The organism is Pseudarthrobacter oxydans, from assembly GCF_030812335.1.
GTDB classification, from domain to species: Bacteria; Actinomycetota; Actinomycetes; order Actinomycetales; family Micrococcaceae; genus Arthrobacter; species Arthrobacter oxydans_B.
The window spans coordinates 531,474-545,508 of record NZ_JAUSSN010000001.1 but is presented as its reverse complement, the minus strand read 5'-3'; the positions used below and the strand labels follow the sequence as shown (position 1 = coordinate 545,508).

Genomic DNA, 14,035 nt, shown 5'->3' with positions numbered 1-14,035 from the left:
GGGGTCGCCATGACCACGCACGAACCGAACCACCCGCCTGTCCCGGCCCGCAACCAGACGATCGCTAACGTCTGCCTGATTGTTCAGGCGACAGTCGACGTTGCCGGCCTCGTATTGGCCTGGTGGATCCACACTAAATAGCGGCCACGTAGCGACGGGCCCTCCCTGATGCCCGCACCGGGGAGGGCAGTTGCGTCGCCGCGCCCTGGGATTTCGTGCCGTGCCCACCAGCCGCAATGGGCACCGACGCACGGGCGGAGCTACATCATGGTCACAAGTCCCGCCGCGGCGGTAAGAATTGTCCCGGTTCCAATCCAAATCAGGTCGTTCTTCAGCGCCTTGATTTGTTGGCGGAGCTGCGCCAACTGGCTTTCTTCCCCGAGAGGATCCCTCGAGACGTCCCCAAAAGTGGCAAGTTTGGCACCCCCGGCATCGCCGATTCTCCGGTAGTCAGCCCAGGCCGCGTTGTACAACTCGGTCGCGCGCCGCTTCTCTTCAACCGTCCCGCTAAAGTCCATCGTGGACCGCGGGTCCTTTCTCCAGACCTCCATCACCGTCTGCCGCAGTTCGCGCCGCCGCTGCCCATCGGTCAGCTCAGCGCGCACCGAGTAAAACCCTTGAACCATGCCGGTCAAAATCATGACCGACCCGGCGAACGCAAGCCCTACGGCCCAATGCGAAGATGTCAGCATGAAAACACCATATGCGGGGGCAGGTCCAAAGCCGTAAATAGAACGTAGACGGCACAGCCACGCGCGCGTACGCGCGCGCGACCCCCGGGCCCTCTGCCGGGGGGAGACAGATCACTGCCGGCAACTCGCGTTTCCTGTGCCAGCTGCAGGGATTGGGACGCCCCTATCCCGGACGTCCGGGAAGCCAGGTGGCCGGGGGCTGCGAAGTGTCGCTGACCGGGCCCATGCACCGCGCACACTGAAAAGCCGGGCTCCCGTTTACGACGAAGGTCGAGTAGTGCGGCCCCTCGTTGTCGCAGCTGTAGCAATCGTTCATTGTGTAGAGGTTGCCGTCATCGTCTGCCCTGATCGTCATGCTCCCGATGCTAGGTGATGCTGGGACAGCCGTGCCGCATCCACGCAAGGATGAGGGCCGGAGTCGCAGCGACCCCGGCCCTCGTTATGTTGGCGCTGGAAGGTTCACCGCCCCGTTTGCCGCGGGGCTCGTCTCCCATCCATCCCGCACGCCGGAAAGGACAAGAATGCGGCGGGTGAGGTTGACGCCGTCGTTGTGGTTACGCGGCCGCCAGCGAGATTTCCGCGAACGCGTTGGGACGTTTGACTGCAAAGCCGAAGCGGCCCTCCAGGCGCATCGTCACAAGGTTCTTAGTGAAGTTCGTTCCCGAACGGTCCAGCGCCAGTGTCGCGTCCTCACGGACGATGACCTGCGCCTGCTGCCAGTCGCCCAGAATGGCTGTGCCGGCCGCTACGGCGTTGGAACGGACCCGCGGGACCTTCCACAGCTTCTCCACGCCGTCGCCCGCAGGATCGCCCAGCAGGTACTTCCCGGTGGCCCCGGAGTCCCGCAGGAGGTCCAGCGCCTCGGCGTCGACCGGGTTCAGGACGAGCGCGGTCGGCGTGATGCCGTAGAGCTCAAGGCTTGTCATGGCTTTACGGATGGAGGTCAGCGCGTCCATGACGAACCCCTGGGTGATGATGCCCGAAGTGTTCAGGAGGCCGGTGAGGTTTTCCCCGGTGCCGTCGCCGTGGACCACCTGATTTTCAAGCGCCAGGAACAGCCCGGATTCCATCTCGTTCCGGAGGAAGTCCTCCAGGTTGCCGTGGTCCGAGAAGTAACGTTCCGGCACCGGCTCCGACAGGTGGGCAAGGACCCGGACCCGGTCCTCGATTTCAGCCAGGGTATAGACCGAAGTGGGTTTGAGCGCCCCGTCCGCCACCGGGGCGGCGTTGTTGGTACGCGTTGTCTGCCGTAGGAACGAGAAGGAGTTGCCGGTGCCGAACCCGCCGCCGAGCCCCTTGGCCGGGATGAGTTCCAGGAGTGAGCGTGGTGCTTCTGACATTGTCACAACGTCGGTTTCGATCGGCGACGGAACCCCGATGCTGCCGGTGATGAGCGATTTCTGCCCGTCAATTTCCGCGGTCATGGACCGCGCCATGCGATCGGCGGCAGCTTTCGCCCAGCTTGCCCGCGCGGACTTTCGAGCGCCGGCCGCGCCGTGGCCGGCCGCTTCGGCGGGCCCGCCGATTTCGTCGGCCAGGGCCCGGGCCTGCGCCAGAATGTCCACGTCGGATTTTGCGCGCTTGAGCTCGTCCAGGCCGTCGCGGGCTTTGGTCATTAGTTTGTCGAAGGCGTCCTTTTCGTCTGCCGTGAGGTCCCGGCCGGCGTTAATCGCTTTCTCGGTAATGGTGCGTGCGTCCTGCGCAGCTGCGGACGCGATGCCGCGCCACATCTCAATTCGTCGGGTGGTCATGGTGCCCCTCCAGGGTAGGAAGGTACGCCGAATGAAGGCGTACGAAGGTGGGTAAAGGTGACTACCGGGCGGGCTCCTACGGACGGGACCGGCTCAAGGGCTCCTCCGGCCTGACGCAGCGCGCCGTGCCGTTGGCCGTTCACCGGTGCCGCTGGTGGGCACCTATTCCACGGCGGGACCTGATAGACGGGCGGATTGACGCGGATTGCTCCACTTGACCGTTGGCCGTATCCCTCACGCTGCAAACCCACCTGCCGGGAAGGCCCTCAGACTTGAGCCGCTAAACCCCTCGTCCTTGACCAGCCGGCGCTGGTCGCTTGCGCTGACGCCAGATTAACGTGGGTGGCTGCCGATTAACAAGTGGCTTGCCGGGAAGGCGCATCGTGGTTGCCGACCCGACACGTAGGGGCGGGGCAATTCCTGTTTGAGCGAGAATGTCACACCCGGCCGGCATGATTAGGTCATGGCCCCGAAATCCACGCCGTCCGCCGTCCTACGGCAACGCATCCTCACACTCCTTGCCTCCACTGAATCCGGATCCCTTGACGGGACCGAGGCGAAAAAGCGGCTTAGCCACTTGTACACCTGGACCTCTTACGACCAGGAACCTTTCCCAACGGAGGGAAACGCGCCAAGGTGGCAAATGAATGCCAACCTGGTGAGGAATCGTATGGTCACGCAGGGGCTCATGCAGGACACGTTCGGCATGTGGACGCTAACAGAGGCAGGCCGGGCCGAAGCCCGTGCGTTGACCTTGGACGGATACAGCCGGCAAGAGGAACTTGAGCGCCGGGAACAGATGTGGCAGGCACTATTGGACAACGGTGGGCCCGCCAACGTTCAGCGCGGGTTGCTGAATACCTTGGGAATTTTCGAGGGGCAGCCAGGATTCTGTGTCCCAAAAATGACCAGGACACCAGCCACGCCTGACGGTGTTGCCGTCTCGTTCCTGAATACGGGCAAGCACTACGACGACGAAGTGAGCGCCGACGGGGCCGTGTACCACTACCCGAAAACCAACCGCAGTGGGCGAACGGACGAGGGCGAAGTCAACGCCGCAAAGGCCGCTTTCGGACTGGGCCTGCCAGTATTTTTCATCACGACCGGATCGCCCCAAAACACCCGTATTGTTCACCGGGGCTACATCGAGGATATGGACGACGCGCAGAAGGTCCTGCTCGTCACCTTCACTGATGGAGAACTGCCGCCGCCACCGACGAAAGAAGAAATCGAGGCAGCGTTCCAACTCACCGACGAAGAAACACCCGGAACCTACAGCCGGCGAAAGAACCGACCCAACCAGGTCCGTTTCGCTTTCGATGTCCACAAACGGTACGGAACCGGATGCGCGGTTTGCGGCGTCAACGTGAACGGCCTCGTCCAGGCCGCCCACCTAGTATCCAAAAAGAACGGTGGCAGTGATGATGCCCGCAACGGGCTCCCGCTTTGCGCAAATCACCACCTGGCCTTCGACGGCGGCTACTGGTGCGTGGACCCCGACCTGAAAATCCATGCCAAAGCCGACGGGCCGGCACTGGACGACCTTGCGATCATCCGCGCCGACCTGTCCCACCTGTCCCGGCTGCCGCACCAGGACGCCCTGGCGAAAGTCTGGACTGATTGGGAGTCCAAGCAGTCGGGCCCCGCCTAGCCTTCCGCCAGGGCGGCCTGGGCCAGTTGATCAAACATCCGGTTGGCCCGTTCCGGCCCGAGGGCATAGAACGCCGCAACCGCAAGCCCACAGGCGGCACGGGCAATGCCGACCGGGTCCTCCGATTCCGCAAGCATCAGCGAAGCGTCGTCTCGGCGGTTCTCGGCCATAAGCCGCACAACTGCCAGGGCCTCAAGGCGGTTCGTCTGTTCGTTGGTCTGCTTGCTCATTTCTGTACCTTTCGTTGAGAAGAAATCGGCATTGCCGTCGGATGGGTGTTGCGGGTTGCCCGCCAGGAGGTCTGGCCGTTCGGTTGTACTTCCCGGCGAAGGTGCGGCTTACAGCGGCGGCATGGAACTGCACACCCGTCCAGGTCTGGCAGCCACCCATTGGCGCATCCGTGCGGCTGCGGTTCCGGTTCTGCCGGCAGCAGGGACAACCCGAGATCCTGCCGCCGGTCCGCGTCGTCGTTGTTCACGCCGCGGCTTCCCTATTTTCCAGGGCATGCTGTTTGCAGAACTTCGCGCCATCCGGTTGCCCGACAATGGGCTCATAGCACTCCACGCACTCCGGCTGCTTCCGGCCAATGTGCTGCCGGTCCCGTTGACCGCACTTGACGTCTGCCATGCATCCGGGACAGTGAGCGGCGACCGACTCCGGGTGGTCCTCACATTTGGCCCCGGCCGCGAGGGCCGTGCGCCGCGCCGCTGCCCGTTCCGCCTTGACCGCGGAATGGAGACTGGCGACGTACGCCGGCAGCCGCAGTCTCGACGCCGGAAACTTGGTCTCCACATCTTCCAGGCACCGCCGGACTATCTCCCGCGCATCGTCTGGGGCCGTTCCGGCGAACCGGCCTAAAAGCTCTTTTGTCAGTTCATCGAACAATTTCCCGTCCCCTCCCGCCGCCGTGCCGACCGACGCCGGAGCTAGCGGCTCCGGACTTTGGGGGGAAGGGGGGAGGGTTAATTTTGGTTCTTTATCTTTAGGGGCCCGCTGTGGCGCGACCTTTCCGACGCTGTGGCGTGGGCTTTCTGACGCTGTAGCGTGAGCTTTAGACGCAGTAGGGCCCGCTGTGGCGAGGCCTTTAGCCTCAGAAGGGCCCGCTGTGGCGTGACCTTTCAGGACAGGAAGCAGGAACTCCGTGGCGTGACCACGCGCAGCGAACACCGGCCGGTCCGACTTGTCCACCGACACAGGAATGCGAACCTCGAGCCCGCGCTTACTCAACCGCAGCAGCGCATCGCTTAGCCCGCGATCGTTCAGCCCGGTCCACTGCTTGAGCTTTTCGCGTCCAGGAAAGCAGGTACGCGCCGGAACCCGCCGGCCATTCAGCGAGCGGTCCTCATCTTGCGCAGCTCTGGCGATACAGACCAGCAGCAACCGCTCCGCAGCCGTAAGGTCAGCCGGAGCGTGCTCGAAGACCTCATCAACGAGCCCGAAACTCACCGCTTCACCTCCCCTCTCGTCGTTCTCTGGGCCTAAGGTCAGTTGCCGGCCGGGAACACCGCATCCTGCGGCCCGACCTCTGTCTCGTAGTCGTCGATACCGTCCACGGAGGTCACGAGCAGCCACATACCAGGCCGCACCTCCACGGCCCGGACGGGCTGCCCGGCGGGAATTGATGCCGGCCGCGCATAGCGCCCGCCAGGGTGCCCGGAAATCGGCGTGAACGTGAGTCGCCGCGCAGTGGTCGCTGGCGTGGTGTGCTGGTCAGAATCGCCCATTAAGCCGGCCGATTTCGTTTCTGCGCCGTTGCTCATGCCGAGACCCCGACCACGTGCTCGTTTTCGTAGGCTTCGACGTCGGCCGCTCGATAGCGAACCGCTCCGCCGATCTTGATGTATGCCGGCCCGCTGCCTTGATAGCGCCACTGCCCCAGCGTGCGCTGTGGAACCCGCCAGCGGTCCGCTAGGTCCCGCGGCGTCAGCATCGCCGCTCTTGGTGCTTCTGTCCCGTTCATGCCCCGCCCTCTCGGTCTTGAGCCTCATTTGTCTATTAGTGGCTCATCTATCTCAGTGAATCACAGGTGGACCGCTATTGTCTATATGGTGCTCAGCCTGCAATTATTAGACGCATGAACACACAACAGGTCCCCGCTTGGTGGACTGACGAACCCGTGAGCCGATGGTGGACAGAGTGGGACTCTGACAAGCTGTGCCGCGCCGGGGAGGTCTACGCACCCGCTTCCGTCCGAATCTTCGTCCAAGGCTGGAGAGGGTACGACGTCGCATTGACGGCGAAAGCAACGCCAGCGGGTTTCGCCTGCTCAGCGGTCACGATTAGCGAGCGAGACAACCCTGTCGATTACGACGCGCTGCGGGCGGTCCCGATTACGGAGATGCTCCGGCCCGCGCTGGAAACGCTTTACTACTGCATTCCCCCAAGCGTCCTCATAACCTGGAAACCCAACGCCAAACCCTACGAAATCGACCGCGAGTTCATCCAGGACAAGAAGGTCCGGACGCTATACACGGCTGCTATCTACCAGTTGGCGCGATTTGCAGGCGTCGGACCCAGAGAGGCAGTGCAGGACTATTTCGACGTTTCCCGCGCCACGTCCACCCGCATGGTGGCGGCGGCGCGGGAGGCCGGCCTGATTAGCGACGCGCCGCCAGAGCTTCGCCTAGCGTCGGGTGAAGTCCTTGAGATGCTCGCAGGAGGCCCCGCCACCGGAGGTTGTCCCCCGCCTGAAAACCGTGAGCAATAGCGATGGCCCGCGCGTGGATTCAGGACGAATGGCTCGACACCAATCGACAGCCCACGGCCAAGAACGGCATCGGCAGCCGATGGCGTGTGTACTGGTGGGAGGAAACGCAGACAGGACGCCGCCGACGGTCCAAGCGATTCCAGCGGAAACCCGACGCCCAGCAGTACGCAGCCAAACTCGACAACGACCTCAGAGCCGGCACCTACCGGCCACCGGAGCACGCCGAGACCCTCCTTGCCGACGTCGCCGCGGAATGGCTCAACACCCGGCTGGACATTAAGCCGGCCACGTACCTCCACTACGAGCGGAGCCTGAACGCCTATGTCCTGCCCCAATGGGGAGCCCGGAGAATCGGCACTATCACCAAACAGGAGGTCGCTGCATGGATCAGCACCCTAGCGGCCGGCACCGCGCCGGCAGCCGGCAAGATCCGCGCCAGCAAGCCGCCCAAATACGAGCCCCGATCAATGCGGGGCCCGCTGAAACCTTCCAGCATCGGCCATGTTCACACCGTCCTCACAGCCGTTCTGGCGTGGGCAGTGGACACTGACCGCATACCGAACAACGCGGCGGCCCGGGCCCGGCTTCCCCGCGTCATAGCCCCCGAACACGTCTATCTCAGCCACCCTCAGGTAGAGGACCTCGCCAACGCCGCGCAGGGGATCACAGGACGGCCCACGGACGGCACGCTCGTCCGTTTCCTCGCCTACACCGGGCTCCGCATCAACGAGGCCCTCGCCCTCAAAGTCTCAGCCCTTGATCTCGTGAAGGCCAGGGCCGCCGTCAACGCAACATGGACGCTGGATAGGTCCGGCAAAAAGGTACTGGGAACGCCGAAAACGCACGAAAAACGAGCCGTTCCGCTTGCCCGCTTCCTCGTCGCCGAGCTGCAGGAGCTCACCGCCGGCCAACCGCACGACGCCTACCTATTCCAGACGCCCACCGGAGAAGCTCTGAACGACCACAATTGGCGGAACCGCGTGTTCAACCTCGCCACCCGAGACGCCGACCTCGACGGCCTAGGCGTGACCCCGCACAAGCTCCGTCATACTGCAGCAAGCGCCGCTATTGGGGCCGGCGCAGACGTCAAAGTCGTTCAGCAGATGTTGGGACACAAGGACGCCACGGAGACGCTCAACACCTACGGACACCTTTGGCCGGACCGGCTGGACGAAGTCTCCGCTGCCCTCGAAACAGCCAGAACGACTGCCCTCAATGCCACCGGCAATGTCTCCAAAATGTCTCCACGGAGCTCCTTGCCGGGAAACAGAAAAGGGCCGGAACCCCGCGTTTCCGCGGAATTCCGGCCCTCGTGGGTGGGCCCTGTGGGGATCGAACCCACGACCCACGGATTAAAAGTCCGATGCTCTACCAACTGAGCTAAAGGCCCCAGCCGAGGCCCCGAAACAACGGATAAATCCGCTGTTCAAGGACCGATCAGCCCAGTCCATTTCTGGACGTTAATACTGTACCCCAGACCGGGGCGAGTTTTGCGCACCGGGCGCGGACGCCGCCGTCGTGCGGGGGGCCAGCGCCCCGAACAGGCCCGGCGCCGCCGGTCCGTACGCTCGATTCCCCGACAGCACTGGAGTAGCGTGGTGGCATGAGCGAGCAAGCAGGATCCAGCGCCCCAGGACCGCACCGGCACCACAAGCCGAAGCCCTTCGCCCCGATTGACTTTGAGCCCTTCGCGGGCGGGGCCGATCCTGCCCGCATCTCCGAGGCCGCCCATCTCGCTGCCCAGGCCCTCGTGCGCCGAGGACGCGACAGCGACGACCCCGTCGTGACCAAACGGCTCGTGAAGCTCGCCGATGAACAGGGCCTGGAAGCCATCGCCGAGATGTGGGCCGAAAGCCCGGCACGCTCGCTCCCGGGGGCCCTCTGGCGCCTGTACGCCATCCGCGCCGCCACCATCCAGGACCCGGAGCGGATCTCCGTCTACTTCAAGGCCGGCAAGGACACCGCGCAGGTATCCCACGTGGTGGCCGGCGCCGCCGAGCCGCCCGGGGCGGACGAGATGAAGTCGATGGCCGACGCCATCCTGTCCGGAGCGTTCGACGGCGAGTTCGACGTCGCGCTGGAACGTTCCGCCGCGTTCTGCCGCGTGGTGGCGCTGGGCCAGGCCACCCTCGCCGACGGCGCCGAGCACAGCAACGAGAGCCACGCGAGCAAGCTCACGCGCAATTCGCACCTCCTGGTCAAGACCGCCGAGGACCTCGAGCACGCCGCCAACGCCTGGCGCCTGGGCGAACTGGACTGAGGACCCCGCGCGCCGCCGGACCCCGGCAGGCACGCCGCCCGCGGACTGTCAATGTTGACTTGTCCCCGGTCACGTAGAAAACTAAAGGCGGTGCCGAACCGCGAAACCCCCGGGCTTCAACATCTAGCCGCCTAGAGCGGCCTACCGCCGAGAGGCGTCTCCGGTTCGGCACCATTTTCATGCCCAGCTGTCAGTTCCGGGTGAGCTCCGCATGCAGCGTCCGGACCCGGGCCCCGATGTCATCCCGGACCAGCCGCATGCGTTCCATGCCCTCAATGCCCCGTTCGGACGGCTCGTCGGTATCCCAGACCTCAAGCCGCTTGCCCTCGGGGGCGTGGACCTTCGCCTCATTGCCCAGCACGATCACGACGTCGACCGCGTCCAGCACTTCGTCGGTGACGGGTTTCGGGTGTTCGCCGGTGATGTCGATGCCGAGTTCGGCCAGCGCATCCACGGACTGGGGGTTCAGCGACTTGCCGGGCTTGGTCCCGGCGGAGTGCACCGTGACAGTTCCGTGAGCGAGCTGGTTCATCAGTCCGGCGGCGAGCTGGGATTTTCCGCCATTCTTGCTGCAGACGAACAGGACGCTGGGCGTTTTCGTGGTCTGGGTCATGCGTTAGCTTCTTCCTTGTCCGGGTGGGGGTTGTTGAGCAGTGAGGCTGCGAGCGCTTTGACCCGGTCGTGGATCTCGTCGCGGATGATCCGCACGGCCGCGACGGGCAGGCCGTCCGGGTCTGCCAGCTCCCAGTCCTCGTAGCGTTTGCCCGGGTAGATCGGGCAGGAATCGCCGCATCCCATCGTGATCACCACATCGGAGGCGCGCACGACATCGTCGGTGAGGGGCTTGGGGTAATCCCTGGTCAGGTCCAGGCCCATTTCGGACATCGCCGCGACAACGGCGGGGTCCAGTTGGGCTGCCGGCAGCGAGCCGGCGGACCGGACGCGGATCCTGCCTTTGGCTTCGACGGTGAGCAGGGCTGCTGCCATCTGGGACCGGCCGGCGTTCTGCACGCAGACAAAGAGCACCTCGGGGACCTCGGAGGCGACAGCCCCCTTGGATTTCGCCAGCGCGGTAAGGCGGTCGTTGGCAAAGTGCTCGGTGGTGGCCGGAAGGTGGGCGGTGACCTTCGCGGTCCGGGCCATGGCCGTGTACGTCTCGAAGACGTAGCGTTCGACGGTTTCGGCGGCAAAGATGCCAGCGAACTTGGCGGTCAGCCGGTTGCTGATGCGGCGCAGCAGTGCGGTGGGCTCCTGCAGCCCGCGGCTGGATTCGTAGCGGGTTTCGTGTGGTTCAGTCATCGCAGCTCTCCAAGGGATGCGATCAGGTCCTCGATGCGGGTCTTGATGTCGTCGCGGATCGGGCGGACCGACTCGACGCCCTGGCCGGCCGGGTCCTCGAGTTCCCAGTCCTCGTAGCGCTTGCCCGGGAAGATCGGGCAGGTGTCGCCGCAGCCCATGGTGATAACGACGTCGGATTCCTTGACGGCCTCGGTGGTGAGGACCTTGGGGATCTCGGCGGACATGTCGATGCCGAGTTCGGCCATGGCCTCGACGGCGGCCGGGTTGACCTTGTCGGCGGGCTGGGAGCCGGCGGAGCGGACCTCGATGGCGCCCTGGGACAGGGTGGTGAGGAACGCGGCGGCCATCTGGGAGCGGCCGGCGTTGTGGACGCAGACGAACAGCACGGAGGGCTTCTTGGCGGTTTCGGCGGTCATTCGGGTCTCCTGGAAACAGTTGGGTGACGGGTGAAGGCGGGCATTGGGGATCAGTCAGGCAGCGAGCACGCGGGGCGCGAGGTCATGGATCCGGTGGGCGATGTCTTCGAAGGCCTCCTCAAAGGCTTCCTCGGTACCCAGGCGCAGCGGATCCCGCACCGACCAGTGCACGCCGCCCAGTCCGCCCATTTCCTCATGCGCGTTGTCGCAGACGGTCACCACCAGGTCCCCCTCCCCCGGCACCCGATCCAGCCTGCGCGGGGGAAGGTCTGGGAGGTCCACGCCGTGGCGGCGGGCGACCTCGATGGCACCTGGGGCGATGCGGTCCGCGGGATGCGTTCCCGCCGACGTCGAGGGGATTTCGCTGACCTGCCGCCAGAGCGCGGCGGCCAGCTGGGACCGTGCACTATTCCGCGTACAAACGAACAGGAGCCGCCGGGCCCCGTGTTCGGCCCCCGGCACCAGGCCCGCCAGGGCGCCGGCAGCAAGCCGGATATAGCTGCGCCGCCTGTCCGCCTCGGAGCGGTGCCGGATCACCAGTCCCGCCTCTTCCAGCGAGCGCAGATGGTGGGAAAGCAGATTCGACGGCATCCCCAGCTCCGCCTGCAGCTCCGTCGGGGAGAAGTCCCCCAGTGTCAGCAGATCAACCATTCGCAGCCGCGCAGGATCGGCGAGCGCCGCGTGCTTGGCCACCCGCGCCCGAAAACCCGGCGCTGTCTCAATATTCATTGATTCAATTTTGACTGAGTTAATTCTTTCGGTCAAGCTGTAGCCATGACTTCCAACCAGCCGCCGCTGTGGCGCCGCGCCATCGCCGAACTGCTCGGCACCAACCTGCTCGTGACCATCGTCGTCGGTTCCGGGATCGCCGCACAGCAGCTCTCCCCCAATGACGTTGGCCTGCAGCTGCTGCAGAACAGCACCGCCACCGTGCTGGGCCTGACGGTCCTGATTCTGGTACTCGGGCCCGTGAGCGGGGCGCATTTCAATCCCGTGGTCTCCATTGCAGACTGGATCCTGGGCCGGCGCAGCGGCACCGGCCTGACGCTGCCGGAGCTGGGCGCCTATGCGGCCGCCCAGACCGTGGGCGCGGTCAGTGGCAGCGTGCTCGCGAACGCCATGTTTGAGGTGGGCACGTCCATCTCCACCAAGGAGCGGGCAACCACGGGGCACCTGCTGGGCGAAGTTATCGCGACCGCCGGGCTGGTCCTGCTGATCTTCGCCCTTGCTGCCACCAAGCGTGGTGCCCTCGCCGCACCGGCGGTGGGCGCCTACATCGGGGCCGCGTACTGGTTCACGTCCTCGACGTCGTTCGCGAACCCGGCCGTGACAGTCGGTCGCATGTTCAGCGACACCTTCGCGGGCATCGCACCGGCCTCCGTTCCGGGATTCGTCCTCGCCCAGCTGGTTGGCGCGGCAGTGGGCCTTGGCCTCCTCCTCATCCTGTTCCCCTCAGCGGCCCGCGCCGCAGACGACGTCGTCCTGCCGCACAGTGCCGAAAGGGCCGGTTCGAGGTGACGCTGGCGGTAAAGTAATCCTCAGGCGCGGGTCACCCTCAGCACATATGCCCGGCCGCCACCGCCCGTGCACCTCCCTCCCGAAGACCGGTAATCACACGTGAAGCTGCGCCTTTTCCCCCAGGAGCCCGCCGGGCTGAATCTCCTCGCCCAGCTGGCAAGCCAGATTGTGCTCGCCACGGGCACCCTGTCGGAGATCCTCGGCGCCCCGGCCAGTGAGAATGCCCGGCTGGTGGAGGACATGCACAACCATGAGGCCAAGTCCGCGGAGCTGCACTTCGCCCTGCTGACCCACATGCGGACCTCGTTTGTGAACCCGCTCCCCCGCGAGGACATGTATGCCCTCTCGCGGTACCTCAACGAGGCGATGGAAAAACTCGACGCCGCCGCGGACATGGTGTCGCTTTACAAACTGGACCGGCTGCCCAAACGCGCCGCGGACCAGCTGGAAATCATCAGCAGGCAGGCCGAACTCACCGTGGACGCCATGCGGCGGCTGGACAACCTGGACGATCTCGAGGACTACTGGATCGAAGTCCTCCGCCTGTCCAAGCGCGCTGAACGCTCCCACCGGGTCTGGGTGGCGGACATGCTCAACGAGATGAAGTCGACGCGGTACGCACGCACCCGGGACATCGCCGAGCAGCTGGTCGACGTCACCAGGGACCTGCGGAAGGTCGCGACACAGGTGGGCAGCATCATCGTCAAGGAATCCTGACGTGATCATTTTCCTGTTTGCCCTGGTGGTGGTCTTCGCCGGGGCATTCGCCTTCCTCAACGGCTTCCGGGACGCCTCCGCGGCGGTGGCACTGGCCGTCCGGACCCGGGCCCTCACCCCCACCGTCGCAGTGCTGCTGGCCGGGTTCTTCAACTTCATCGGCGCCGGGCTCAGCGCCGCCCTGGCCCTTGCCATCAGCCAGGCCTGGGTACAGCTGCCCGCGGGCGAGAACGGGCTCACCATCCTGGTGGCAGGCCTGGCCAGTGCCGTGCTGTGGGGAATCTACACATGGTGGCGGGGCATCCCGTCGTCCTCGACGCATGCCCTCGTTGGCGGGCTGGCCGGCGCCGGCGTCGCGAGCGTGGTTGTCGGCGGGAACGGCGTCGGTGGCGTTGACACGTCCTTGCTCTTCCAGGTGGTGCTTCCGCTGCTGCTCTCGCCCTTGATTGCGTTCGCGGGCGCCTACCTGCTGGTCTGGCCCGCCACCTGGGCCGCGCGGTATACGCCGCCGAACGTCGTCAACTCCCGTTCCCGGAGGGCCCAGAGCATTGCCGTGGGCGCCGTGGCGCTGGCCCACGGCCTGCAGGACGGCCAGCGCACCAGCGCCGTCCTGCTCCTGGCGCTGCTGGCATCGGGGCTCTCAGACGGCAGCGAGATGCCCATCTGGGTGGCGCTGTTCACCGCGGTCCTGCTGACCGCCGGGACCCTGGCCGGCGGCTGGCGGATCTCCTACACCATCGGCTACCGGATGATCCGGATGGATCCGCTGCGCGGCTCCGTGGCACAGCTGTTCAGCTCCGCCATCCTGCTGGTGGGCGCCGTCGGCCTGCACTGGCCCATCTCCACCACCCACACGGTCACATCAGCCGTGCTGGGCGCCGGCGCCAATCAGGGGTTTCCCGCCACGAACCGCAAGGTCGTGATCCGGGTGCTGCTGTTCTGGCTGATCACGCCGGCGGTCACCGCGGCAGTCGCGTTTGTGCTGGGGCTGTCCCTGTCACCACTCGCGGCGCTCTAAACACCC

General features: G+C 65.4%; 16 protein-coding genes, 1 tRNA gene and 1 pseudogene. 8 read left to right on the top strand and 10 right to left on the bottom strand.

The annotated features are described in order from the left end of the window. Nucleotides 1-9 precede the first annotated feature (9 nt). Nucleotides 10-141 (top strand): hypothetical protein, encoded by a 132-nt coding sequence (locus J2W14_RS02610; RefSeq protein WP_307457933.1) that lies wholly within the window; start codon nt 10-12, stop codon nt 139-141. A 119-nt stretch (nt 142-260) separates the two neighbouring features. Here J2W14_RS02610 and J2W14_RS02605 read toward each other — a convergent pair whose 3' ends face one another. After that, nucleotides 261-692, bottom strand: a complete 432-nt coding sequence (locus tag J2W14_RS02605; protein ID WP_307457930.1) for a hypothetical protein — start codon at nt 690-692, stop codon at nt 261-263. A gap of 554 nt (nt 693-1,246) precedes the next feature. Continuing rightward, on the bottom strand, nt 1,247-2,443 hold the full coding sequence (locus J2W14_RS02600; RefSeq protein WP_307457928.1) for a phage major capsid protein: 1,197 nt from the start codon (nt 2,441-2,443) through the stop codon (nt 1,247-1,249). Nucleotides 2,444-3,086: 643 nt separating this feature from the next. Between J2W14_RS02600 and J2W14_RS02595 the strand changes: the two genes are divergently transcribed. Then, a complete protein-coding gene (locus J2W14_RS02595) occupies nt 3,087-4,094 on the top strand; it encodes an HNH endonuclease (protein WP_307457926.1) in 1,008 nt (335 codons plus the stop codon). Here the strand turns inward: J2W14_RS02595 and J2W14_RS02590 are convergent. From J2W14_RS02590 to J2W14_RS02580, 3 genes are all read right to left on the bottom strand, one after another. Then, on the bottom strand, nt 4,091-4,324 hold the full coding sequence (locus J2W14_RS02590; protein WP_307457923.1) for a hypothetical protein: 234 nt from the start codon (nt 4,322-4,324) through the stop codon (nt 4,091-4,093). The genes J2W14_RS02595 and J2W14_RS02590 overlap by 4 nt on opposite strands. Before the next feature lie 1,254 nt (nt 4,325-5,578). Then, nucleotides 5,579-5,854, bottom strand: coding sequence for a hypothetical protein (locus tag J2W14_RS02585; protein ID WP_307457921.1), 276 nt, complete (start codon nt 5,852-5,854; stop codon nt 5,579-5,581). Beyond that, nucleotides 5,851-6,024, bottom strand: a complete 174-nt coding sequence (locus J2W14_RS02580) for a helix-turn-helix domain-containing protein (protein WP_307458281.1) — start codon at nt 6,022-6,024, stop codon at nt 5,851-5,853. Before J2W14_RS02580 ends, J2W14_RS02585 begins: the two co-directional genes overlap by 4 nt. Nucleotides 6,025-6,168: 144 nt before the next feature. On the opposite strand from J2W14_RS02580, the gene J2W14_RS02575 reads away from it, so the two are divergent. Together J2W14_RS02575 and J2W14_RS21190 are read left to right on the top strand one after the other, a co-directional pair. Then, nucleotides 6,169-6,801, top strand: coding sequence for a hypothetical protein (locus J2W14_RS02575; RefSeq protein ID WP_307457918.1), 633 nt, complete (start codon nt 6,169-6,171; stop codon nt 6,799-6,801). Nucleotides 6,802-6,803: 2 nt separating this feature from the next. Then, a pseudogene (locus tag J2W14_RS21190) lies at nt 6,804-7,943 on the top strand (tyrosine-type recombinase/integrase); the annotation flags it as partial. Between the two features lie 175 nt (nt 7,944-8,118). Here J2W14_RS21190 and J2W14_RS02570 read toward each other — a convergent pair. Then, nucleotides 8,119-8,191 (bottom strand) — tRNA-Lys (locus tag J2W14_RS02570). Nucleotides 8,192-8,404: 213 nt separating this feature from the next. Between J2W14_RS02570 and J2W14_RS02565 the strand changes: the two genes are divergently transcribed. After that, nucleotides 8,405-9,061 carry a hypothetical protein gene (locus tag J2W14_RS02565; RefSeq protein ID WP_307457915.1) on the top strand — a complete coding sequence of 219 codons (657 nt, stop codon included), beginning with the start codon at nt 8,405-8,407 and terminating at the stop codon, nt 9,059-9,061. A gap of 190 nt (nt 9,062-9,251) precedes the next feature. Here J2W14_RS02565 and J2W14_RS02560 read toward each other — a convergent pair whose 3' ends face one another. The 4 genes from J2W14_RS02560 to J2W14_RS02545 are packed head-to-tail and all read right to left on the bottom strand — an operon-like array spanning nt 9,252 to nt 11,505. Next, nucleotides 9,252-9,674, bottom strand: coding sequence for an arsenate-mycothiol transferase ArsC (locus J2W14_RS02560; protein WP_307457913.1), 423 nt, complete (start codon nt 9,672-9,674; stop codon nt 9,252-9,254). Continuing rightward, a complete protein-coding gene (locus J2W14_RS02555; RefSeq protein WP_307457909.1) occupies nt 9,671-10,360 on the bottom strand; it encodes an arsenate reductase ArsC in 690 nt (229 codons plus the stop codon). The genes J2W14_RS02560 and J2W14_RS02555 overlap by 4 nt, the downstream gene beginning before the upstream one ends. Continuing rightward, nucleotides 10,357-10,776, bottom strand: a complete 420-nt coding sequence (locus J2W14_RS02550; RefSeq protein WP_307457905.1) for an arsenate reductase ArsC — start codon at nt 10,774-10,776, stop codon at nt 10,357-10,359. Before J2W14_RS02550 ends, J2W14_RS02555 begins: the two co-directional genes overlap by 4 nt. 54 nt (nt 10,777-10,830) lie before the next feature. After that, the gene (locus J2W14_RS02545) at nt 10,831-11,505 is read right to left on the bottom strand and encodes an arsenate reductase/protein-tyrosine-phosphatase family protein (protein WP_307457901.1); all 675 of its coding nucleotides are present in this window, start codon (nt 11,503-11,505) and stop codon (nt 10,831-10,833) included. A gap of 45 nt (nt 11,506-11,550) precedes the next feature. On the opposite strand from J2W14_RS02545, the gene J2W14_RS02540 reads away from it, so the two are divergent. From J2W14_RS02540 to J2W14_RS02530, 3 genes are all read left to right on the top strand, one after another. Further along, entirely contained in the window at nt 11,551-12,294 is a 744-nt protein-coding gene (locus tag J2W14_RS02540; RefSeq protein WP_307457899.1) for an aquaporin, read from the top strand. Between the two features lie 99 nt (nt 12,295-12,393). Further along, on the top strand, nt 12,394-13,011 hold the full coding sequence (locus J2W14_RS02535) for a DUF47 domain-containing protein (protein ID WP_307457895.1): 618 nt from the start codon (nt 12,394-12,396) through the stop codon (nt 13,009-13,011). Nucleotide 13,012: 1 nt separating this feature from the next. Continuing rightward, complete coding sequence (locus J2W14_RS02530; RefSeq protein WP_307457893.1) at nt 13,013-14,029, top strand: inorganic phosphate transporter; 1,017 nt, start codon at nt 13,013-13,015, stop codon at nt 14,027-14,029. Nucleotides 14,030-14,035: the final 6 nt, after the last annotated feature.